Source organism: Streptomyces lanatus, from assembly GCF_014655715.1.
Lineage (GTDB): Bacteria > Actinomycetota > Actinomycetes > Streptomycetales > Streptomycetaceae > Streptomyces > Streptomyces lanatus.
The window spans coordinates 195,342-216,267 of the sequence record NZ_BNBM01000008.1 but is presented as its reverse complement, the minus strand read 5'-3'; the positions used below and the strand labels follow the sequence as shown (position 1 = coordinate 216,267).

Annotated in this window: 18 protein-coding genes and 2 pseudogenes; 8 read left to right on the top strand and 12 right to left on the bottom strand. The window is 71.0% G+C overall.

What is annotated here, in order from left to right; genetic code table 11:
* Positions 1-10: 10 nt before the first annotated feature.
* Positions 11-1,009: a type I glyceraldehyde-3-phosphate dehydrogenase gene (gene gap / locus IE325_RS22735; protein ID WP_190071846.1), complete on the bottom strand. Its 999-nt coding sequence runs from the start codon at positions 1,007-1,009 to the stop codon at positions 11-13.
* Between the two features lie 128 nt (positions 1,010-1,137).
* Complete coding sequence (locus tag IE325_RS22730; RefSeq protein ID WP_190071845.1) at positions 1,138-2,094, bottom strand: GlxA family transcriptional regulator; 957 nt, start codon at positions 2,092-2,094, stop codon at positions 1,138-1,140.
* A 149-nt stretch (positions 2,095-2,243) separates the two neighbouring features.
* Between IE325_RS22730 and IE325_RS22725 the strand changes: the two genes are divergently transcribed.
* The 3 genes from IE325_RS22725 (at position 2,244) to IE325_RS22715 (ending at position 5,066) form a co-directional block, all read left to right on the top strand.
* The gene (locus IE325_RS22725; RefSeq protein WP_190071844.1) at positions 2,244-3,251 is read left to right on the top strand and encodes an NADP-dependent oxidoreductase; all 1,008 of its coding nucleotides are present in this window, start codon (positions 2,244-2,246) and stop codon (positions 3,249-3,251) included.
* A gap of 26 nt (positions 3,252-3,277) precedes the next feature.
* Positions 3,278-4,330: an alcohol dehydrogenase catalytic domain-containing protein gene (locus IE325_RS22720; RefSeq protein WP_190071843.1), complete on the top strand. Its 1,053-nt coding sequence runs from the start codon at positions 3,278-3,280 to the stop codon at positions 4,328-4,330.
* Between the two features lie 97 nt (positions 4,331-4,427).
* Complete coding sequence (locus tag IE325_RS22715; protein ID WP_190071842.1) at positions 4,428-5,066, top strand: pyridoxamine 5'-phosphate oxidase family protein; 639 nt, start codon at positions 4,428-4,430, stop codon at positions 5,064-5,066.
* Positions 5,067-5,074: 8 nt separating this feature from the next.
* Here the strand turns inward: IE325_RS22715 and IE325_RS22710 are convergent, their stop codons facing one another.
* The gene (locus IE325_RS22710; protein WP_190071841.1) at positions 5,075-6,793 is read right to left on the bottom strand and encodes an acyl-CoA dehydrogenase family protein; all 1,719 of its coding nucleotides are present in this window, start codon (positions 6,791-6,793) and stop codon (positions 5,075-5,077) included.
* Between the two features lie 62 nt (positions 6,794-6,855).
* Positions 6,856-7,422, bottom strand: coding sequence for a PadR family transcriptional regulator (locus tag IE325_RS22705; protein ID WP_190071840.1), 567 nt, complete (start codon positions 7,420-7,422; stop codon positions 6,856-6,858).
* Between the two features lie 201 nt (positions 7,423-7,623).
* On the opposite strand from IE325_RS22705, the gene IE325_RS22700 reads away from it, so the two are divergent.
* Entirely contained in the window at positions 7,624-8,394 is a 771-nt protein-coding gene (locus IE325_RS22700) for an SDR family oxidoreductase (protein WP_190071839.1), read from the top strand.
* 78 nt (positions 8,395-8,472) lie between these two features.
* On the opposite strand, the gene IE325_RS22695 is transcribed toward IE325_RS22700, so the two are convergent.
* From IE325_RS22695 to IE325_RS22680, 4 genes are all read right to left on the bottom strand, one after another.
* Positions 8,473-9,366, bottom strand: a complete 894-nt coding sequence (locus IE325_RS22695) for a LysR family transcriptional regulator (RefSeq protein WP_190071838.1) — start codon at positions 9,364-9,366, stop codon at positions 8,473-8,475.
* Positions 9,367-9,471: 105 nt separating this feature from the next.
* On the bottom strand, positions 9,472-10,587 hold the full coding sequence (locus IE325_RS22690) for a serine hydrolase domain-containing protein (protein WP_190071991.1): 1,116 nt from the start codon (positions 10,585-10,587) through the stop codon (positions 9,472-9,474).
* Between the two features lie 184 nt (positions 10,588-10,771).
* Positions 10,772-12,214 (bottom strand): polysaccharide deacetylase family protein, encoded by a 1,443-nt coding sequence (locus IE325_RS22685; RefSeq protein WP_190071837.1) that lies wholly within the window; start codon positions 12,212-12,214, stop codon positions 10,772-10,774.
* A 149-nt stretch (positions 12,215-12,363) separates the two neighbouring features.
* Entirely contained in the window at positions 12,364-16,119 is a 3,756-nt protein-coding gene (locus IE325_RS22680) for an nSTAND1 domain-containing NTPase (RefSeq protein ID WP_190071836.1), read from the bottom strand.
* A 95-nt stretch (positions 16,120-16,214) separates the two neighbouring features.
* On the opposite strand from IE325_RS22680, the gene IE325_RS22675 reads away from it, so the two are divergent.
* The gene (locus IE325_RS22675) at positions 16,215-16,454 is read left to right on the top strand and encodes a hypothetical protein (protein WP_190071835.1); all 240 of its coding nucleotides are present in this window, start codon (positions 16,215-16,217) and stop codon (positions 16,452-16,454) included.
* 88 nt (positions 16,455-16,542) lie between these two features.
* On the opposite strand, the gene IE325_RS22670 is transcribed toward IE325_RS22675, so the two are convergent.
* Positions 16,543-17,346 carry an EamA family transporter gene (locus IE325_RS22670; protein ID WP_373315203.1) on the bottom strand — a complete coding sequence of 268 codons (804 nt, stop codon included), beginning with the start codon at positions 17,344-17,346 and terminating at the stop codon, positions 16,543-16,545.
* A gap of 167 nt (positions 17,347-17,513) precedes the next feature.
* On the opposite strand from IE325_RS22670, the gene IE325_RS22665 reads away from it, so the two are divergent.
* The 3 genes and pseudogenes from IE325_RS22665 to IE325_RS22655 all read left to right on the top strand — a co-directional run bounded on the left by IE325_RS22665 (position 17,514) and on the right by IE325_RS22655 (position 19,301).
* A complete protein-coding gene (locus tag IE325_RS22665; protein ID WP_190071833.1) occupies positions 17,514-18,368 on the top strand; it encodes a LysR family transcriptional regulator in 855 nt (284 codons plus the stop codon).
* A 61-nt stretch (positions 18,369-18,429) separates the two neighbouring features.
* Positions 18,430-18,714: pseudogene (locus IE325_RS46180) on the top strand (NADPH-dependent F420 reductase); the annotation flags it as partial.
* A 98-nt stretch (positions 18,715-18,812) separates the two neighbouring features.
* Positions 18,813-19,301 (top strand): hypothetical protein, encoded by a 489-nt coding sequence (locus tag IE325_RS22655; RefSeq protein ID WP_190071831.1) that lies wholly within the window; start codon positions 18,813-18,815, stop codon positions 19,299-19,301.
* Between the two features lie 105 nt (positions 19,302-19,406).
* Here IE325_RS22655 and IE325_RS22650 read toward each other — a convergent pair whose 3' ends face one another.
* The 3 genes and pseudogenes from IE325_RS22650 to IE325_RS22640 form a co-directional block, all read right to left on the bottom strand.
* On the bottom strand, positions 19,407-19,589 hold the full coding sequence (locus IE325_RS22650; RefSeq protein ID WP_190072001.1) for a hypothetical protein: 183 nt from the start codon (positions 19,587-19,589) through the stop codon (positions 19,407-19,409).
* A gap of 81 nt (positions 19,590-19,670) precedes the next feature.
* Positions 19,671-20,387 carry a FadR/GntR family transcriptional regulator gene (locus tag IE325_RS22645; RefSeq protein ID WP_190071830.1) on the bottom strand — a complete coding sequence of 239 codons (717 nt, stop codon included), beginning with the start codon at positions 20,385-20,387 and terminating at the stop codon, positions 19,671-19,673.
* A pseudogene (locus tag IE325_RS22640) lies at positions 20,378-20,850 on the bottom strand (aldo-keto reductase family protein); the annotation flags it as partial. The gene IE325_RS22645 and the pseudogene IE325_RS22640, both read right to left, overlap by 10 nt.
* Between the last annotated feature and the right edge of the window lie 76 nt (positions 20,851-20,926).

Below are 20,926 nucleotides of genomic sequence, written 5' to 3'. Positions count from 1 at the left end.
CCGGCGCCGGTCAGCCGTTCGCGAGCAGTTCCAGCGTGTCGATCACTCGGTGCGAGAAGCCCCACTCGTTGTCGTACCAGGCGACCACCTTGACATGGCGGCCGTCGACGCGGGTGAGGGCCGAGTCGAAGATCGACGAGGCGGGGTTGCCGACGATGTCGGACGACACGAGCGGGTCCTCGGAGTATTCGAGGACGCCCGCCAAGGGGCCCTCGGCCGCGGCGCGGTAGGCGGCCAGCACATCCTCGCGGGTCACGTCGCGGGCGACGGTGGTGTTGAGCTCCACGATCGAGCCCACCGGAACCGGTACGCGGATGGAGTCGCCCGACAGCCTGCCGTCGAGGCGCGGCAGCACAAGGCCGATCGCCTTGGCGGCGCCCGTCGTGGTCGGCACGATGTTGACCCCGGCGGCACGGGCCCGGCGGGCGTCGCGGTGCGGGCCGTCCTGGAGGTTCTGCTCCTGTGTGTAGGCGTGCACCGTGGTCATGAATCCGTGCTCGATGCCGGCGAGTTCGTCGAGGACGGCGGCGAGCGGTGCGAGCGCGTTGGTCGTGCAGGAGGCGTTCGAGACGATCGTGTGCAGGGCCGGGTCGTACGCGTCGGTGTTGACCCCGTAGGCGAGGGTGACGTCGGCGCCGTCGGACGGGGCGCTGACGAGGACCTTCTTGGCGCCCGCGTCGAGGTGGGCACGGGCGGCCTTGGCGGAGGTGAAGCGGCCGGTCGACTCCAGCACGACGTCGACGTCGAGCTCGGCCCAGGGCAGCTGCGCCGGCTCGCGCTCGGCGAGCACCTTGATGCGGCGGCCGTCGACGACGAGGGTGTCGCCGTCCACGGTCACCGGGCGGCCGAGCCGGCCGGCCGTGGAGTCGAAGGCGAGGAGCCGGGCGAGGGCCGTGGGCTCGGTGAGGTCGTTGACGGCGACGATCTCCAGGTCGCTGTCGCGTTCCAGCAGGGCGCGCAGCACATTGCGCCCGATGCGGCCGAATCCGTTGATGGCGATGCGAGTCATGGATGTCCCTTGGTGTCGCTTGGTGTCCCGACAGTTCGTCACCACCAGCGTCCCGTGCCGGACCCGGCCGTGGCCGTGGCGTGAGCGCCATGGTTCGCAAGGATTGCGCCAGACGGCCGTACGGCGGACTACTCGCCCTTGGTGAAGGTGCGCCGGTATTCGCTCGGCGTGGTCCCGAGGATGCGCTGGAAGTGCATGCGCAGATTCGCTCCGGTGCCCAGACCGACGTCGCCCGCGATCTGCTCGACGCTGCGCTGCGACCGCTCCAGCAGCTCGCGGGCCAGGTCGATGCGGGCCCGCATGACCCATTGCATGGGCGTGTATCCGGTGTCCTCGGCGAAGCGCCGGGAGAAGGTGCGCGGTGAGACCGCCGCGTGCTCGGCGAGGGCCTCCAGGCTGAGAGGTTCGTCGAGCCGGTGCAGGGCCCACTCCCGGGTCGCGGCGAACCGTTCGCCGAGCGGCTCGGGCACGCTGCGCGGTACGTACTGCGCCTGGCCGCCACTGCGGTAGGGGGCCGCGACCAGGCGCCGGGCCGCGTGGTTGGAGGCGGCCACGCCGAGGTCGGCGCGCAGGATGTGCAGGCAGAGGTCGATGCCCGAGGCGGCGCCGGCGGACGTCAGCACGCTGCCCTCGTCGACGAACAGGACGTTCTCGTCGACCTGGACGAGGGGGTGCTTCTCGGCGAGGGCCCGCGTGTAGTGCCAGTGCGTGGTGGCGCGTCTGCCGTCGAGCAGGCCCGTGGCGGCGAGCGCGAAGGCGCCGGTCGAGATGGCGGCGAGGCGTGCGCCCCGCTCATGGGCGGCGATCAGGGCGTCGACGACGGCCTGCGGCGGGTCCTCGCGGTCGGGGAACCGGTAGCCCGGCACGAAGACGATGTCGGCCCAGGCGAGCGCGTCGAGGCCGTCGGCGACGTGGTACGCCAGACCGTCCCCGCCGGCCACCAGGCCGGGCGCCGCGCCGCACACCCGTACCTCGTACGGCATGCTCGCGCGCCGCGTGAACACCTGTGCCGGGATGCCGACGTCGAGCGGTTTGGCACCTTCCAGCACCAGGACGGCGACACGGTTCAGACGGGTGGGCGGCACGGGAACAGGGTACGAGCGGTCGGGGCCGCCGCGATCATCGGCACCTGCTCCCTCTTGTCCCGAACGGCACACCACCCGTACGCTCACCTGTCGTACCGACCAGCCGGTATGTCATCTGGGAACTGGGAACGTCGAAGGAGCCGCCGGACATGAGCAGCGTCAACCGCCAGGTGCGCCTGGCCGCACGTCCCGTGGGAGAGCCGCGGCCCACCGACTGGGCGCACGTCGAGGAGCCGGCCGGGCAGCCCGGCGACGGGGAGTTCCTGGTGCAGGTGCTCTGTCTGTCGATCGACCCGGCGATGCGCGGCTGGATGAACGCGGGCAGGTCCTACATCCGCCCGGTGGAGCTCGGCGAGGTGATGCGGGCCGGCGCGGTGGGCAGGGTGATCGCCTCCCGGCACTCCGGGTTCGCGGTCGGCGACCATGTCTTGGGCTCGTTCGGCGTGCAGGAGTACTGCGTGTCGGACGGGCGCGACGTGACCAAGGTCGACCCGGCGGCCGCTCCCCTGCCGACCTATCTCGGCACGCTCGGCATGTCGGGCCTGACGGCCTACTTCGGCCTGATCGAGGTCGGTCGTCCCGAGCCCGGCCAGACCGTGGTCGTCTCCGGCGCGGCCGGTGCCGTGGGCAGCGTCGTCGGTCAGATCGCCAAGATCCTCGGCTGCCGGGTCATCGGCATCGCCGGCGGCGAGGCCAAGTGCCGCATGGTGGTGGACGAGTTCGGGTTCGACGCCGCGATCGACTACCAGAGCGAGGACATCCGCAAGGCGCTGCGCGAGCACGCCCCCGACGGCGTCGACGTGTACTTCGACAACGTCGGCGGGGATGTTCTGGACGCCGTGCTGCTGCGCCTGGCGCGCGGTGCCCGCGTCGTCGTCTGCGGCGCGATCTCCCAGTACAACAGCACCAAGCCGCAGGGTCCCGCCAACTACCTGTCGCTGCTGGTGAACCGCGCCTCCATGACGGGCATCGTGGTGTTCGACTGGGCCGACCGGTACGCCGAGGGCATCGCGGCGATGGCCGCATGGCGGGCGGAGGGGCGGCTGAAGTCCCTGGAGGACGTGGTGTCCGGCTCGGTCGCGGAGTTCCCCGACACTCTGATGCGCCTGTTCCGTGGTGACAACCACGGCAAGTTGGTGCTGAAGATCGCGGACTGACCGGGCCGAGGGGAGAGAGAAGACCGATGAAGGCACTGACGTACCACGGCCGTCACGACATCCGCTACGGCGATGCCCCCGACCCGGCCGTCACCCACCCCACCGACGCGGTGGTGCGGATGACCGCGGCCGGTATCTGCGGCAGCGACCTGCACATCTACGGCGGCAACCCGTTCAGCCCCGAACTCGGCTACACGCCCGGACATGAAGGCGTCGGCGTGGTCGTCGAGACCGGCAACCAGGTCACCCGCTTCCGGCCCGGCGACAGGGTTCTGGTGCCCGCCTCCGTCGGCTGCGCGCACTGCCGTTCCTGCGCGGCCGGGTTCACCGCCCGGTGCGAGAGCGCCAAGTCGAGCATCGAGCTCTGCTACGGAGTGAGCCCCCAGCTCCCCGGCAGCCAGGCCCAGGCCCTCGCGGTGCCCTACGCCGACGTCAATCTGGTGCGGCTACCCGAGGACATCTCCGACGCGGCGGCCGTCGTCCTGACGGACAACGCCCCCACGGCCTGGTACGGCTGCCGCCGTGCCCGTATCCAGCCCGGCGAGACCGTCCTGGTCATCGGCCTCGGCCCGGTCGGCCTCATGGCGGCCCAGTCCGCCTTCGCGATGGGCGCCGCGCGGGTGCTGGGCGTGGACCTGGTCGCGGAGCGCCGCGCCTTCGCCGCCACGCTGGGTGTCGAGCCGGTCGAGGGCGAGGATGTGAAGGGGGCCGTTCGGGACATGACCGGCGGACGCGGGCCGGACGCGGTGGTGGAGGCCGTGGGCTCGGACACCACCATCGAACTCGCCCTCAAGTCCGTCCGACAGGCCGGCCGGGTGAGCGTCATCGGGGTCAGCCAGAGCAAGGCGTTCCCGTTCCACATGCAACTGGCCCAGATCAAGGAGCTGGAGTTCGCCATCGGCCTGTGCTCGGTGCACTACGAACTCCCGCCCCTGATCGCCCTCACCCGCGCCGGCCGGATCAAGCCCGAGGCCGTGATCTCCCACCGTTTCGCCCTCTCCGAAGGCCCGGCGGCGTACGAACTGTTCGCGGGCCGCTCCGACGGCGTCCGCAAGATCCTTCTCGACCCCGCCCACTGACGCCCGACCGGCCGCCCACGACACCGTGCTCCCTCCAGCGTTAGAGTGCCGTCGCTCCCCATGACCAGCTGAAGGCCAGAGGAAGGCAGCGCGTTCCGTGACCCACCCCCACGAGTCATCCGGTTCCCCCGGCGAGCGCCACCTCCAACACCTCCTGGGCACGGCCGACCAGGCCGCCGGGTTCTACGACCGCCAGGTGCAGCCCCGGCTGACTCCGCGGATGGCGGATTTCATAGGGCGGCAGACCATGGCGTTCCTGTCCACGTCGGACGCCGGCGGCGCCTGTGACGTCACCTTCCGCGCCGGTCCCCCGGGCTTCGTCACCGTGCTGGACGACGCCACCCTCACCTACCCCGAATACCGGGGGAACGGCGTCCTCGCCAGTGCGGGGAACATCACCGAGAACCCGCACATAGGCCTGCTCTTCGTCGACTTCGCCGAGGACCACATCGGTCTGCACGTCAATGGCGCGGCTCGGCTCCACAGGGACGAGGACCAGCGGCGGGCCTACCCCCACCTCCCTGTGGACACCGCTCCCGGACGCAGGCCCGAATTCTGGGTGCACATCACGGTGGAGGAGGCGTATGTGCACTGCTCCAAGCACATCCCCCACCTGGTGCCGGCGCCGCGTCCCCGCCCGGGGGCCCAGCGCCCGAAGGACGCCGACTACTTCGTCCCCGGCACCGAGCACCAGTCCTCGCCGTACGAGGGCGAGCAGGCGACGCGAGTCCCCTGAGCTCGCCGTCAGGGCGCCATCTCGTACGCCCCGGACAGCGCCTCGACACGCTCCCAGACACGGCTCGAACGCGCCTCGTCGACGACGGGCCGCCTGACTGCACCGAGCGCCCAGCGCTGCTGGTCCGCGGTGGCGGAGTCCTTGCCGTGCAGTTCGACGGCGTAGGCGGAGAAGTCTCGGACGAGCACGGCGAACAGCTCGTCCAGCACGTCCTCGTCGAGGCCCGTCAGACGGGCCTGCTCCAGGATCAGCTGACCGTGCACCACCAGCGCGAACAACTGGCCCACGGCGAGCAGGAGATCGAGGTCGCGGCTCTGCTCCTCGTCGGGGGCCGCGGTGGTGACGAACTCGCACAGGGCGTCGGCCTGCTCGCGGAAGCGGGCGACGTTCGGCACTCCCGCGTAGGCGTCGTAGGCGGGGCGCCAGTCGTGGAAGCGTACGGCGCCGAGGCCACGGGCCGGGCCCTGCTCGAAGAGGAACGTGTCGTCGGCCGCGTCGAGACGGGTCGGGACGCCCGGGAACTCGGCCGGGTTCAGGAGGTGATTGCGCATGAACTTGAGGATCAGCGCGAGGTTGACATGGACCGTGCCCTCCAGCTTGGGCAGCCCCCGGATCTCCACGGCGGCCTGCGCGAAGTAGGTGTCCTTCTCGAAGCCCTTGGCGGCGATCACGTCCCACATCAGGTCGATGACCTTCTCGCCCTCCGTGGTCACCTTCATCTTCGTCATCGGGTTGAAGAGGAGGTAGCGGCGGTCGTCCGGCGAGGCGGAACGGAAGTAGTCGACTGCGCGGTCGCTGAACAGCTTCATGCCGACGAGGCGGACGTACGCGTCGGCCAACTCGCGGCGCACATGCGGGAAGGCGGTGACGGGACGGCCGTACAGGATGCGGTTGTGTGCGTGGGTGACGGCCTCGTACATCGCGTGTTCGCAGATGCCGATCGAGGCGGTGCAGAGGTTGAACTTGCCGACGTTGACGGTGTTGAGGGCGGCGTCGAAGGCGGCGCGGCCGGTGTGCAGGACGTCGTCCGGGGTCACCGGGTAGTCGGTGAGGCGGAACTCGCTGACGTACTTCGAGGAGTCGACGACGTTCTTCACCAGCTGATAGGCCGGGTGGCGGCTGTCGGCGGCGAAGAAGACGTAGCCGTCCGGGCCCTCGATGTCGGTGCGGCGGCCGAAGACGGAGACGAGGCCGGCGGCATTGCCGTTGCCGATGTAGTACTTGGACCCCGACGCCCTGAAGCCGCCGTCGCCGTCGGGCGTGAGCAGCATGTCGGTGGAGTAGATGTCGGCGCCGTGGGTCTTCTCGGAGAGGCCGAAGGCGAACACCTCGCCCTGGGTGAGGAGTTCGGCTGCGCGGGCGCGGGCCGCGGCGTTGTCGCTCTGCCAGACCGGTCCGAGACCGAGGATGGTCACCTGCCACGCGTACCAGTAGTCGAGACCGTAGAACCCGAAGATCTCGTTGAGGGCGGCGATCCGGGCCGTGTCCCAGCGCTGGTCCTTGTCACCGGCGGCGGAGGCCGGGGTGAGGAAGGTGGCGAACAGCCCTTCCTCGGCGGCGAACGCGAGGAAATCGGCCAGCCAGGCGCGGGAACGGTAGTCCTCGATCAGCCTGCGCTTGCCGCGGTCCTCGAACCAGTCGACGGTGGCACGCAGCAGCCTGCGGGTCTCCGGGTCGAACTGCGCCGGGTCGTAGGTGCGCGGGTTGAGGAGGAGGGAGTCGGCCATGGAGGTCCGCCTTCCGGGGGTTGAGGGTTGAGGGTGAGGGAAGCGAGGTCGCGGCGGGCGGCTCAGGTTGCCGGGTGCCGCGTGCCGAGCCGGTGGAGGGTGGCGAGTACGTCGTCGAGCCAGGCGATCGTCATCCGCTCGTACGCGATGCCGCCGCGCAGCACGACATGCTGGAGCTCCTGACCGGCGTCGAGCGGGGTGGGGGCGGTCGGGCCGGTGAAGTCACGCAGTTCCCCGGCGAGATAGTGCGCGAGGCGGTCGCTGTGCACCTGGCGGTGCCGTTCGACCTCGTGGATCAGCGCGGACGGGTCGTCGAAGGCGGCGCCGCGGATCTTCACGGCGAGTTCGTGCCGGATGCTCTCCGGTTCGATCGGCTCGTGCAGCCACTGCGACAGGGCGGCGCGGCCGGGGCCCACGACGGAGTACTCCTTCTTGTCCGGCCGGCTCTGCTGCGGCAGCCCGCGCACGGCGAGCAGGCCGTCGCTCTCCATGCGCTTGAGAACGCGGTAGATCTGCTGGTGCGTGGCGGTCCAGAAGTACCCGATGGACCGGTCGAACCGCCGGGCCAGCTCATAGCCGGAGCCCGGCTTCTCCAGCAGGGAGACGAGGATCGCGTGTTCGAGCGCCATACCCCCGATCTTCATATGCAACTCGTTGCATAGCCAAGGGGGTGCTGCCCCGGTGAGACGCGGCTCACTCCGTGCGGCTCCGGCGGAGGCCGGGCTGCCATAGGAGTTCCCTATATCGCGTACTGCATTTCCGTCTTTGCCTGTCTCCATTTACCGGCCATACGGTGAACAGACAATTTCGTGATCGAGAGGACCGGCACTATGACGACGATCGAGAAGGACTCAAGAAAGCTGGAATTGGAGGGAAAGCGGGCCCTGGTCACGGGTGGTACGCGCGGAATCGGAGCGGCCGTGGTGCGCCAACTCCTGGACGCCGGTGCCGAGGTGCTCACGACTGCCAGGTCGGCGACGGACACGGCGCCCGAGGGGGCCTCCTTCGTGACGGCCGACGTACGGACACGGGCCGGGGCGCAGGCGGTGGCCGCGGCCGCGCACAAGGTGCTCGGCGGGGTGGACGTCCTGGTCCACAACGCGGGCGGGGGTCAGCCGCACCAGGGCGCGTTGGCCATCCCCGACGAGGTGTGGCAGGACGCGCTGGACCTGAACTTCCTGGCCTCCGTACGGCTGGACTCGCTGCTGGCGCCGGGGATGCGGGAACGACGTTCAGGGGTGATCGTGCATGTCTCCTCGGCGGCGGTCCCCCCGACGCCGCCACCGTTCCTGCACTACACGGCGGCGAAGGCGGCGCTGGAGAACTACAGCCGGGGACTGGCCGCGGAGCTGGCCCCGTTCGGGATCCGGGTCAACACGGTGTCCCCCGGCAGGACCGCCACGCCGGGCGGCGAAGCGACACGGGAGCAGTGGGCACGCCTCGACTCGGAGCCGGGCCAGGCCACCAACACCCCTCCGCTGGGGCGGGAAGGCCGGCCCGACGACATCGCCCACGCGGTGCTGTTCCTGGCGTCCGACCGGACGAGCTGGCTGACCGCGAGCAATCTCGTCGTGGACGGCGGAGAATTCCCCAGGGGCTGATGCCGGCGGAATTCTGGAAAATCGACTTCGCCGGAAAAACGACTTCGCCGTCAAAGAATGTCGCTTGAAAGGGATTCGCTAGAAAGGAACAGGGAAAGCGGACTCGGCCCAGGGCTCCTTGCGCAGGAGTTCGAGAAGGGCCGACTCCGCTGGATCCGCGCCGTGCCGGACGACGGCGAGGACGGGGTGGGACACGACCGGGAACACCGGGCGCGCGAGATGCTCCTGCCCGCGGGGCACCGCGGAGGCGGGGACCAGAGTCACTCCCAGCCCCTGCGCCGCCCAGCGCACGGCGGTCGCCGTCTGGGAAACCCGGGCGACGGTGTTCGGGGTCAGACCGTGCTCCCGCAGCACCTTCAGCAGTACGGCGTCGAGCGCGCTGTCCCGGTCGAACCTCACCCACGGCTCCCCTTCCAGGTCGCCCAGCTCGACCCGGTCCGCGGCGAGCAGCCGGTGCCCGGCGCCCAGCACCACGACGAACCCCTCGTCGCCCAGGTGGTGGGCGTCGGCGGGGCTCCGCTCGCACGCCGCCATCAGGGCGAGGTTCAGCACGCCCCGGCGGCACAGCCGCTCCAACTCGGCGTGGCTCGGCTCCTCGAAGACGGTGACCTCAAGGCGCGGGAAGCGGCGACGCAGCGCTCCCAACGCACCCGGCAACTGCCGCGTGCCGAAGCCCATCTGCACCGCGACCACCAGTTCGCCCACCAGCTCATCGGCACCGGCCCGCGCCGTCGCCCTCGCCCGCCGCGCCGCCCTCACCGCGATCTCCGCCTCCCGCAGAAAGGCACGGCCGACCACGGTGGGCACCAGCCCGGTCGGCGTGCGGGCGAACAACTGCACTCCGAGCTCCCGCTCCAGGCCCCGGATCTGCTGGGACACCGACGGTTGAGCGACGCGCAGCAGCTCCGCCGCCGCCGTCACCGAGCCCTCCTCGGCGACGGCCAGGGCGTACTCGTACTGACGAAGGCTCATCGGCTCCCGTTCCCTCCGTTCGAAACCGTCGTCAGCGAAACTCCGTGCCGCCGGCGAAGATTCCCGCGGCCCCGGCCACGGTCCCCGGGGGCGCGGTGGTCGCGGCTATTCGCAGAACGCGGTGTCCACCGACTTCACGACGGCCAGGGCACCCTTCTCGGCGTCGCCGAAGGTTCCCGGCAGCGCGGTCACGGCGAGCCCGACGGAGCGGCCGTCGTCCGTGGCACCGCCTCGGGTCTCGTACCCGTCGATGTCGCCGCCGTGGCCCCAGTAGACGCCTCCGCAGCTCAGCGGGACGCTGAACAGGCCGAGCCCGTACCGCCATCCCGGGAGCAGGGGGGCATCGACGGTCTTGCGCATCTCGGCCAGTTGCTCGGCGGGCAGGAGCCTGCCGTCGAGCAGGACGCGGGCGAACTTCGCGAGGTCGCTGGGCGTCGAGATCATCTGACCTGCGGCTCCGCCCCAGGACGGGTCCATCTCGGTCGCGTCGATGACCTTGCCCGATTCCGTGTGGCTCAGGGCGTAACCGTGCGCGTGGGGCTCCCGCAGGCTCTGGTCCCCCGGCTGCGGCCAGTAGGTGTGGCGCAGACCTGCCCTCTTGACCACGCGTTCGGTGATCTGTTCCTGTATCGGGCGCTTGGTGACCTGCTCGACGACGAGGCCGGCCAGTACGTAGTTGGTGTTGCTGTACTCCCACTTCGTGCCGGGCGGGAACTTCGCCGGATGGGCCAGAGCGGCCTTGATCAGGTCGTGCGGCTGGAAGAACGTGTGCTGGATCTTCGTGAAGTTCTCCAGCCCGATGTGCTCCGTGTAGTTGGGCAGGCCGCTGGTGTGCTGCAGGAGCTGCCGGACGGTGATGTCGTGGCCGTCGATGCCCTCGCCGCGCACCAGGCCGGGCAGATAGGTCTCGACCGGTTCGTCCAGCGCGACCTTCCCCTCGGCGACCAGTTGCAGGACCACGACCGCGGTGAACGTCTTCGTGTTGCTGCCGGCCCGGACGTAACCGTCACGCGGGACCGGGACCTGCCTGCCCAGCCGGGCGGACCCGGCCACCACGGACTCGGTACGGCCGTCCTTGTCGACCCAGGCCGTCACTCCGGGAAACTTCTCCTTGCTCACCAGCGAGTCGATGCTCCTCTGGAGCGCCGACGTCGGCGACGCCGCGGGAGGATCCGCCATCGCCACGTTTGACACCCCGGTGCCCACCAGGCCCGCCGCCATCACGACCAGCAGCCCCGCGCGCAACTTCGAGCCGGTCCTCGTCCTCTGTGTCACCGCTGCTCCTCCGTCAGGTTCGATGTCCAAGACGGTTCCAGGACCGGCCGCGAAGATCAGTGGGGCCACGCACCGGAAACGCGGTGCACCCAGCACCACCCACGCACCGGGGCTACCCCTCCGTCGCAGGTCAGAGCGTTGCGCGCAGGTGGCTGACGGTGACGAAGCGGTAGCCGCCGGCGGTGAGGGTGCGCAGGATCTCGGGGACCGCGGCGACCGAGGTGGGGTGGATGTCGTGCAGCAGGACGACATCGTTGCGCCCCGCCTTGGCGATGACGGTCCGGGCGACCTTGGCGGCGTCGCGGTACTTCCAGTCCTCGGTGTCCACGTCCCACAGCACCGGGGAGAGGCCGGTGGCCGACCGGACGGTGGAGTTGATCGCGCCGTAGGGCGGTCGGAAGAGGGTGGGCTCCTTGCCGGTGGCGGACTTGATGGCGGCGTTGGTGCGGCCCAGCTGGGAGGCGATCTGCTCGGGGGTGAGCTTGGTGAGGTCGGGGTGGTTCCAGGAGTGGTTGCCGACCTCGTGGCCCGCCTTGGCCTCGGCACGGACCAGTTCGGGGTGGGCGGCGACGTTCTGGCCCGTGGTGAAGAAGGTGGCCCGTGCCTTGTACTGCGCCAGGTAGGTCAGCAGGGTGGCGGTCTCCGGCGCGGCCGGTCCGTCGTCGAAGGTCAGCGCTATGCACTTGACCTGCTTGCAGTCGGTGTCGTCGTCGCCGGAGGCGGTGTGGGTGGGGACGGCCGGCGTGGGCACGTGCGCCGCGCCGAGGTCCAGTGAGCCGCCGGGCTCGACGGTCTGCCGCTGGGCACGCCCGCCGAACGCGGACAGCCACGGGGTCACCGTCTCCTTGGAGACGGTCACCCGGTATGTCCCGGCCGCCGGGGCCCCCACCACGCCACGGTCGAAGGACACCCGCAGTCCGCCGTCGCCGGTGAACGCCATGTCGTCCAGCGTGGCGGTGCGCGAGGCCGGGTCGGCCAATGTGTCGTCGAGGTAGGCCGGGTCCACGCCCTCGCGCCCCTTGAGCTGATCCTTCAGCGCGTCGATGAAGGCGTTCAGGGAGCCCTCGGCGATGAGCCCGAGCGCCGTGCGGTAGGCGCCGGCCTTCCCGTCGTACCAGTACGTGCTGTCCGACAGCCCGGATCCGGCGCCACCGTCCTTCGTGGTGAGCCGTACGCCGAGAACGTCACCGGAGGCGACCAGGAACTGATGGCTGATGTTGAACTCGACGCCCCGCGAATCGCCCGGGTCGCCGTCGCACGTCGTCGAGCGGAAGTCGGCCAGCCGCCGCTCGACGTCCTTCTTCATCGCGGCCGTCATCGCCTCCGCACCGGGCACGTCCGGGTAGCTCGTCGCGAAGGGGCAGGAACCGTGCTCGCTGCTGTCGCTGACGATCTCCAGGCCCTTGATCTTCGACGGGTCGATGGTGCGGACCGGCGACGGCGACGGACTGGATCCGGGCCGGGCGTCGGAGGCCGCCGTACCCGGCGCATCGGCTGATCCCGATGAGCAGGCGGCGGTGAAGGAGAGGGCTCCGAGCAGCAGAAGTGACGGGAACAGGGCGTGAGTGCGCATGTGACCAGAACCTGGGTGAGGGAGTGTTCGGTCACCGAGCGTCCAGGTCAGAGGCGTTTTTCAGCGACCCGCCCGGCCACCCTGAACAATCCGGCACCTGGTTCTGGAGCCATGCTTTCAACCGCTTTCATCGGTTTGCGCCGATTGACTCAATCGCCTTTCTCACACACGTGCTGGTACGGCGTGTCGGGCACATAGCTACGCCACTGGGCCTCGGTCAGTCCGCCGCCTGTGCGGGCGCAGATGGTGCGGACGGCTTCGTCCGGGGCGACGGGGAGTGGCTGGAGCGGGACGGAGGGGCCGGAGGCGTAGACCGTCGCGCCGTCCTCGGCGAAGGCGAGGGAGCGGATCTCGTCGCCGGGTGTGGGCAGGTCGCTCCCGAGGAGTTGCTGCCCCTCGGAGTCCCACAGCCGCAGGGTCCCGATGGCGCCGCCGACGGCCAGGGTGCCGCCGTCGGAGGAGTAGGCCAGCGCCCGAACCGCCTCCGGCTCGCCCTCGGACAGCGTGTCCGAGGTGCCGGTCAGCGCGCCCGTGCGGTGCCGCACGTCGCCGTCCCACAGGGTGACGTGCCCGGCGGAGTCCCCGACCGCGAGCCGGGTGCCGTCAGGGCTGAAGGCCAGCGCGGTGACCTCCCGGCCATCGGCGAGCGCCCGCCCGGTGACCGCGCCGGACCGGAGATCGGCGTACTGGTCGTCGGCGCTGACGAGCAGCCCGCCGTCCGGGCGCACGGCCACCGCCTCCCCGTCGGGACCGCGCACGGCCCTCGCCCGTCGGTGGCGCTCGGTGTCCCAGACCTCGGCCGTGGTGCCGCCGCCGTCGACGGCTGTGCGCACGGCCAGCAGCGTACGGCCGCCGGGCCCCAGGGCGAGGGCGGTGGCCGGACGGCCCGCGGCGCCGGTGACATCGAAGGCGGTGCGCACCTTGTGCCCCGGTACGTCCCACACCGTGAAGCGCAGTCGCAGGGAGCCGTGCGTGGCGGCGGTGTCGGCGACGGCCAGCGCGCGGCCGTCCGGACTGAAGGCCAACAGCGGGGTTTCGCTGTCGGAGAGGCTCGGCAGCGGACCGAGCCGCGCGTGTGCGAGGCGGGCTCCCGTGCCCGTGGAGCGCAGCTCGAAGCGGTAACCGGCGCCGGACCGGGTGACGGTGGCCAGGGTGGCACCGTCCGGGCTGAGCAGGCTCGCGTCGGCCGGAGTGGTCTGCCAGCGCGGGGTGAGCCGGGAGGCCAGGTCAAGGGTGTGGACCGTGGCGCCGTCGAGGTAGCGCAGCAGGTGAGCGCCGCCCCGGTCCCAGGTCAGCCCGCGTGCCTCGGACCCCGGCAGCGGTCGCCGGAAGACCGGGGTGCCGCCGGTCGACAGCCGCCACACGACGAGTTCGTCCTCGCCCGTCGTGGCCAGGAACTCCCCGTCGGGGGACAGATCGGCCTGTGTGAAACCGGTGCCGTCGCCGCCCGCGAAGTCGGCGAGCGTACGCCCGCTGCCCACGTCCCAGACCAGGGCCCTGGTGCCGTAGAGCGCGGCCAGCCGCTTGCCGTCCCCGCTGAACCGCAGCAGGTGCGGCCCACTGTCCGCGCCGGAGCCGGTACCGCACAGGGCCTTGTCCGCCTTCTCCCACTCCCCCGACAGCGGTTTGCCGCCGACGGTGTCCCACAGTTGCGGCTGCCCCTCGGTGGGGCAGAGCGCGAGCACGCGGCCACCGGGGCCGACGGCCGCCGTGGCGAGCGCGCGGGTGAGGCCGGTGCTGAAGACGACCTTGCCGTCTTCCGTGCGGTGCAGCCGGGCGGTGCCGGGGGCGTTGGGTGGCGCGGTGAGGTAGGCGCTCCCGTCGGACGCGGCGCCCGCCGGCGATACGTCGCTCGACTCGGCGGCGGATCCGGCCCGAGGGAGGTTCCACAGCCGCTGGCCCCCGTCCGGACCGATGACGTCGAGGAAGCGGGAGTCGGGACCGGCGTCGCCCACCTCCGTACCGGCCGGCAGGTGGTACGTGGCGGTGACCTTGTGGTCGCCCACGTTCCGGGCGGTCACCGTGGTGCCGTCGACCCTGAGCAGGGTCCGGCCGCCGTCGGTGAGGAAACGCCGCACGCCCTTGCCCGCCTGGGGATCGGTGAAGGCGTCCCGCTCCGGCTGCGCCAGGGCGCCCAGCAGCGCCGAGCGGGACTCGGTGAGCGGGGCGATCTTCCATGCGGCGACCCCGAGCAGGGCCGCGGTGCGGGGATCGGTGGCACGCAGTCCGTCCGCCACGGAGGCCAGCTTGCGGGCGGCGGCCTTGGCTGCCTCCTCCTGACTCACCCGGTCCCGCTGCCAGGCGACCAGACCCGCGGCCAGGGCCAGCACGAGGAACACGGACAGACCGACGGTCAGGGAACGTGTGCGTCGTGCGGCGCGGGAGGCGGCCTCCCGCTCGGCGTCCCGGGCCCGGACGGAAACGGTGAGGAAGGATCGCTCCAACGGGGTGAGGTCGTCATTCCGCTGGTCGTCCCCCGGCTGGTCGCCCTTCGACTGCCGGGCGAAGAGCTCCTCCGCCCCCGCCAGCCGCGTCCCCCGGTACAGCGCCCCGGGATCCCGCTCCAGTTCCTCCCAGGCGCGGGCCGCCCCGCCGAGCCGGCGTTGGGCGATCAGGCGGTCCCGGCCCTCCTCGATCCAGCCCGCGAGGCGCGGCCAGCCGGTGATCAGCACCTCGTGGGCCAGTTCGACCGTGTCGCCGTCGAGGGTGACCAGTCGGGCGGCGACGAGGCGTTCCAGCACGTCACGCGCGTCGCTGCCGAGCTCTGCCCGGGACGCCGGGCGACGGGTGTCGGCCGTGTTGTCACCAGGGGCGATCAACCTCAGCAGGACGCGCCGCGCGGTACGGCCCTCTGCGGCCGACAGCCCGCCGTACACCTCCTCCGCGGTCGCCGCGATGGCACCCCGGACCCCGCCCGTCTCCTCGTAGGCCGCCAGCGTCAGCAACCGGCCGCGGCGCCGGCGCCACGTCTCCAGCAACGCGTGGGAGAGCAAGGGGAGCGCTCCCGGCCGGTCGACCACCTCGTCGATGATCGCGGCGGTGAGGGAACGCTCCACGTTCAGCCCGGCCGCGGTGGCCGGCCCGGTGATCGCCTCGCGCAGCTCGTCCCGGCTCATCGGGCCGACCAGCAGGTTGGCCCGCCAGACGGCCTCGGCCAGCTCACGGTGGTCGGCGCAGTGGCCGTAGAAGTCACCGCGGACCGCGACCACGACCCGCAGCCGGCTCTCGGGCCGCGAGGCGGCCAGCAGCAGTTCGAGGAAACGGTGGCGTTCGGCGCGGTCATGGCACAGGGTGAACAGTTCCTCGAACTGGTCGACGACCACCCAGGTCTCCCCGTCGCCGTCGCGCGGGGTGAGCGCCTTCTCGTGTGTGCGTGCGGGCCGCTCGCCGGGTGTCAGTACGCGGATGACCTCGGGCCGCCGGGCACCCCCCGCCTGCCGCAACCGGGGTATCAGCCCGGCCCGCAGCAGCGAGGACTTGCCGCTGCCCGAAGGCCCGAACACCGCCGCGAACCGGTGCTCGTGCACCAACTCCACCAACTGGGCGACGAGCGCCTCCCGGCCGAAGAACAGGTCGCTGTGGTCCGGTTCGAAGCGGGCCAGCCCCCGGTACGGCGCCCTCTCGTCCGGCGAGGGTGCCCGGAGCTCGTCGTCCGCCTCCCGCCAGCGCCGCTCCCATTCGCCCGGGTCGGCGTCCAGGGCCTCGACGTAGGCGCGCACCACCGCCACCGACGGCAGTTGATCACCGGCCGCCGCCTGGGACAGCGCGGTCGTGGAGTAGCCCGCCCGCTCGGCCATTTCCCGGTACGGCGGTTTCCCGGCCTTCTCTCTCAGGACACGCAGGTCATGCGCGAGCCGCTGGACGGGGCCGGCCTCGGGGTCGAGTGGCTTCTCACGTCGTCCCACGAGGCACCCTTCAAACGCTTTAACCTACGAATGGCGCCAAAGCTACGTTTCCGCCCGGTCCCTCGGCAATGTCCGCAGGACAGATGTGACGCAGATTGTTCCGCTTCGCCAAGTGGGGCGAGGTGCCGAGGATCTGGGGCAACGGCAAGCGGGACGAGCCCGCCCTGGTCTCCATGGAGAACATGGCCGACGCGCCCCGCAACGCCCTGTGGAACTCCACGTGGGGCAAGGCCAACTTCCCGCTGACCGACCGCCTCGTCGGCGAGATCAACAAGGCCCGGCAGGGCGAGAAGGGCGGCGGCTCGATCGAGCGCTTCGTCCCCGGCTTCTCCTGAGCACGGGCCGCACCCGGCCGGTCGGACGGCCACTCCTTGCGGGACACTTCCCTGTGCCCCGCAAGGAGAGAAGGGCAGCACTCCGTCATCACCCGCGTCGTACGAGGATGCTGAGGGCGTTGGCGGCCACGATGGCGCCGATGCTCGCCCATTCCGTCCAGCCCAGGTTCTGGCCGAGACCGATCCAGCCGACGAGGGCGGCGAGCAGCGGGTTGACGCTCATGAAGAGCCCGAACGCCTGGGCGGGCACACGGCGCAGCGTGAACAGGTCGGCGAGGTAGGGCACCGCCGAGGAGAGCACACCGGCCACGACGGCGTAGCCGACTGCCGCGGCGGTCGGCGTCTCGTGCAGGACGAGGATGACGCCGATCGGCAGGAAGGTGAGCGCGGAGATCCCGGCCGCCGTGGCGGAGCCCTGTGCGCCCGGGATGCGGCGGCCGACGGTGCGGTTGAGGAGGATGTACGACGCCCAGCAGCACGCGGCGAGCAGGCCCAGGCCCATCCCGACGTAGTCGGTCGAGGGCTGGGGACGCATCAGGGTGACGACACCGGCCGCGGCGATCACGGCGGCGAAGGCGTCGACGCGGCGGCGGGCCGCGGCGAGGGCGATCGTGAGCGGTCCCAGGAACTCCAACGTGACCGCCAGACCGAGGCCGATGCGGTCGATGGCGGTGTAGAGGGACAGGTTCATGGTCCCGAACACCACGGCGAGCCCCAGCACCGGCCACCACTGCGCCCAGGTGAAGTCCCGCAGCCGAGGGCGGCCCACGGCGAGCAGGACGATCGCGGCGACGTACTGGCGGACCGCGACGACGCCGATGGGCCCGATGACCGGGAAGGCAAGGGAACCGATGGCGGCGCCGACCTGGTTCGACAGGCCGCTGCCGGCCATCGTCGCCACACCGGCCAGCCGTCCCCGGGAGGGCGCCGGGACCGAAGAGCCCGGGGACGGAGCGGAGGATACGGAAACCGGGGCAGGCGCGCTTCGCATGATGCGATGGTGAATCCGATTCCCGCTTGCACAAAATGCGTCTGCCGACGGATCCATACACTTGAGTCATGGATGTGGAGCTGCGTCAGTTGCGCTGTCTCGTCGCGATCGTCGACGAGGGCACCTTCACCGACGCGGCCATCGCACTGGGCGTCTCGCAGGCGGCGGTGTCCAGGACCCTGGCATCACTCGAACGGGCCCTGGGGGCGCGGCTGCTCCGGCGCACCTCACGCGAGGTGACACCGACCGCGACGGGACTGCGGGTCGTCGCCCATGCCAGGCGGGTGCTCGGCGAGGTTGACGACCTGGTCCGGGAGGCCACATCGGGCCACGCCGTCCTGCGGATCGGCTATGCCTGGTCGGCGATCGGCCGCCACACGCCCACGTTCCAGCGCCGCTGGGCGCAGCAGCACCCCGGGACTGACCTGCACCTCATCCGCGTCAACTCAGCGACCGCCGGCCTAGCCGAGGGCGCCTGCGAACTGGCCGTCGTCCGCAACCCCCTGGACGACCGCCGCTTCGATGGAGCCATCATCGGCCTGGAGCGACGCATGTGTGCCCTCTCCGCCGAGGACCCCCTGGCCGCACGCCGGTCGCTGCGTCTCGCCGACCTCAGCGACCGTGTCCTGCTGATCGACCGGCGGACCGGCACCACCACACCCGAGCTGTGGCCGCCCGGCTCCCGCCCGGCGACCGAGGAGACCCACGACGTCGACGACTGGCTGACCGTGATCTCCAGCGGGCGCTGCGTCGGCATGACCGCGGAGTCCACCGCGCACCAGTACCCCCGCCCCGGCATCGTCTACCGTCCGGTCCGCGACGCGGAGCCCATCGCCGTACGCCTCACGTGGTGGAAGGACGACCCGCACCCCGCCACCCAGGCGGCGATCGAACTGCTCACCGAGCTCTACCGGGGCGACTGATCCACCCGTCCGGCACGCCTGACCCGCCGCCCTGCACCCGGGCGGTCAATGACTGACCTGTCGGGGTCCCGAAACCCTCGCCGACCTCGTCACCGACCTCGGCGAAAAGGCTCTCGCCGGCAAGACGGTCCTCGACACCCTCAACTACTACCCCCAGCGCGACGGCCGGATCGCCGAGCTGGACGCGAACACCATCACCAGCAGCGAACTCCTCCAGCGACACCTCCCCGAATCCCGTGTGGTCAAGGTGTTCCACAACGCCCATGCCCACCCGCTCCTCAACCTCGCCCGCGCCGCCGGCGCCCCCGACCGCAGCGCCCTCCCCATCGCCGGCGACGACCCGGCCTGGACTCAGGCCCAGGCCGTGGATGGCCGCCCCCGCTTCCCGCCGTTTCTCTCGCGGTGGCAGGATGCCTGATCACGGACGAGTACGCGGGAGATCTCATGACCGGTCAAGGCACCCCCCTCTCGGCGGAAGGCTTCAGCATCTTCGCCGTCGACGCCAACTGGCCGGAATCACGGCAGGTCATGGGCCACGGCTACGACGAGATCACCGGCGACATCCATGTGACCCTGTGGTTCGGCTCTCCGTACTACGACCCCCAGGTCGAGCACCTCACGGTCTTCAGCGCCTCCTCCGGAAATGCAGAAGCCGGCGAAGCGCTGCAACGCGCTTTCGGGATGTACTACCACCCTGGCGAGGAACCCCCGGCCGAGTTTCCGGCGTCCGAACCCGTCACCATCACCACGGACGGGAAACCCATGACGTTCGAGCTCTGGCGCAACAGCGGCAACCGTTGCTGGATCGCACGGGGACGCGTCGAGACCACTGAAGTGGTCCTGTCCGGCTACGAGATCGAACCCGGCGAGCTCAGCCTGGTCCGCGTGAGCGACTTGACCTCGTTCTCGAACCCATTCGAGTCCCTCAGGTAACACCACCGCAGTCGTTGCGACTGAGTACGCGACCGGCCGCAGCACACGTACACCCACCGACCGGTGGCGGACGCGCCCGTCCCGGACCCGATCTCAGTCGAGGGTTCAGTCCACGGTGTCGGTGTGCGTGGAGCCGTTGATGGTCGCGGTGACTGTCACGGTGTTCTGGCCCGGCTTCAGTGTGACGTCGGTCCACCTGAAGATGTGGTCGCTGCTGCTGACGGTTCCCAGGGAGGTGCCGTTGAGGGTGGCGGCCCAACACGGACGGCGACTACAACCTCCTCCCATGGCGGCTCGGCCTCCTCACCCAGACCAACTCCACCTGCTGACCGACCGTGCCGTGGGGAGCGCCTTGGCTCTGATGTCGGGTCAGCCGCCGTTGATGGTCGGGTGGGGTCCGCCCGAGCGCAGGTGTTCCCGTAGCCACTGTTCGGTGTTGCTCACGTGCAGCAGTGCGGCGGCCTGGCTGAGGGCGGCGTCTCGGGTGGAGAGGGCGTTGAAGATCGCCTCGTGCTCGGCGAGGGTGCGGCCCGCGGCCTTGTCGTCGACCAGACCGCGCCAGATGCGGGCGCGCAGGGTGCGGCCGGAGATGCCTTCCAGGAGGGTGAGGAGGCTCTCGTTGCCGGTGGCCGTGACGACGGCGCGGTGGAAGGCGGCGTCGTGGACGTTGAGCTGTTCGACGTCTTCGCGGGCCTCGCGCATGGCGTCCAGATGCCGCTTCACTTCGGCCAGTTGGGCGTCGGAGATCCGGGTGGCGGCAAGGGCCGTGGCGATGGGTTCGAGGAGCCGCCGTACCTCCATGAGGTCCCGCAGGGCGACCGAGTCGCCCTGGAGCAGCTCCACCGCACCGCCGAGGCCCTCCAGGAGCAGGCTCGGCTGGAGGCTGGTCACATAGGTGCCGTCGCCGCGCCGGACCTCCAGGACCCGCGCCACGGCCAGTGCCTTGACCGCTTCCCGGGCGAGGTTGCGGGACAACCCCAACTGTGCGGCCAGGTCCGGCTCCGGCGGGAGCTTGGAGCCCGGAGGCAGGGCGCCGGTCCGGATCAGCTCACGGATCTGCTCGATGGCCTTGTCCGTCAGAGACACCGCGACTCCCTCCCCCGACCGTGCTCCGTGGGCACGTCCGACCTGATCAGCCCCTCAGCGCGAAGATCGTCCCAGAGACCGTCGGGGACGCGCTGACCATGGAGTTCCACGTTTCGTACGACCTGTTCCGGAGTCCGCATGCCGAGAGTGACGTTGATGATACTGGGATGCGTGTACGAAAAGGCGATCGCGGCGGCGGGCAGGGTGGTCCCGTGCGCCGCGGAGACCTCGGCGATCGCCCGAGCGTGGACGACCAGGGCCGACGGGGCGTCGCGGTAGTCGTACTTCATGCTTCTCCCGCGGCGGGCAGGACGTCCTCCAGCGCCGACTGGTCCAGGAGTGTGTAGCGCCCGGCCGGCATCACCACGTCGGCGGCCGTCTCGCGCAGGAAGCGGGCGAGCATCGCCGACTGGTTCAAGCCGGCGCCGATCGCGCCGATCACGCCCTGGTCGCGCAGCTCGGCGGTCCACTTCTCGTGGTCAGCCTCGGTGATCAGCCCTGACACCTTGCGGCGGACCTGGGAACGCCTGGCCAGTGCC

What these genes read in the sequence shown, in the direction of transcription:
- gap (WP_190071846.1), bottom strand. Translation starts at nt 1,009, where the DNA reads ATGACTCGCATCGCCATCAACGGATTCGGCCGCATCGGGCGCAATGTG.
- IE325_RS22725 (WP_190071844.1), top strand. Translation starts at nt 2,244, where the DNA reads ATGAGCAGCGTCAACCGCCAGGTGCGCCTGGCCGCACGTCCCGTGGGA.
- IE325_RS22720 (WP_190071843.1), top strand. Translation starts at nt 3,278, where the DNA reads ATGAAGGCACTGACGTACCACGGCCGTCACGACATCCGCTACGGCGAT.
- IE325_RS22710 (WP_190071841.1), bottom strand. Translation starts at nt 6,793, where the DNA reads ATGGCCGACTCCCTCCTCCTCAACCCGCGCACCTACGACCCGGCGCAG.
- IE325_RS22705 (WP_190071840.1), bottom strand. Translation starts at nt 7,422, where the DNA reads ATGGCGCTCGAACACGCGATCCTCGTCTCCCTGCTGGAGAAGCCGGGC.
- IE325_RS22700 (WP_190071839.1), top strand. Translation starts at nt 7,624, where the DNA reads ATGACGACGATCGAGAAGGACTCAAGAAAGCTGGAATTGGAGGGAAAG.
- IE325_RS22695 (WP_190071838.1), bottom strand. Translation starts at nt 9,366, where the DNA reads ATGAGCCTTCGTCAGTACGAGTACGCCCTGGCCGTCGCCGAGGAGGGC.
- IE325_RS22690 (WP_190071991.1), bottom strand. Translation starts at nt 10,587, where the DNA reads ATGGCGGCGGGCCTGGTGGGCACCGGGGTGTCAAACGTGGCGATGGCG.
- IE325_RS22685 (WP_190071837.1), bottom strand. Translation starts at nt 12,214, where the DNA reads ATGCGCACTCACGCCCTGTTCCCGTCACTTCTGCTGCTCGGAGCCCTC.
- IE325_RS22670 (WP_373315203.1), bottom strand. Translation starts at nt 17,346, where the DNA reads ATGGCCGGCAGCGGCCTGTCGAACCAGGTCGGCGCCGCCATCGGTTCC.
- IE325_RS22665 (WP_190071833.1), top strand. Translation starts at nt 17,514, where the DNA reads ATGGATGTGGAGCTGCGTCAGTTGCGCTGTCTCGTCGCGATCGTCGAC.
- IE325_RS22655 (WP_190071831.1), top strand. Translation starts at nt 18,813, where the DNA reads ATGACCGGTCAAGGCACCCCCCTCTCGGCGGAAGGCTTCAGCATCTTC.
- IE325_RS22650 (WP_190072001.1), bottom strand. Translation starts at nt 19,589, where the DNA reads ATGGGAGGAGGTTGTAGTCGCCGTCCGTGTTGGGCCGCCACCCTCAAC.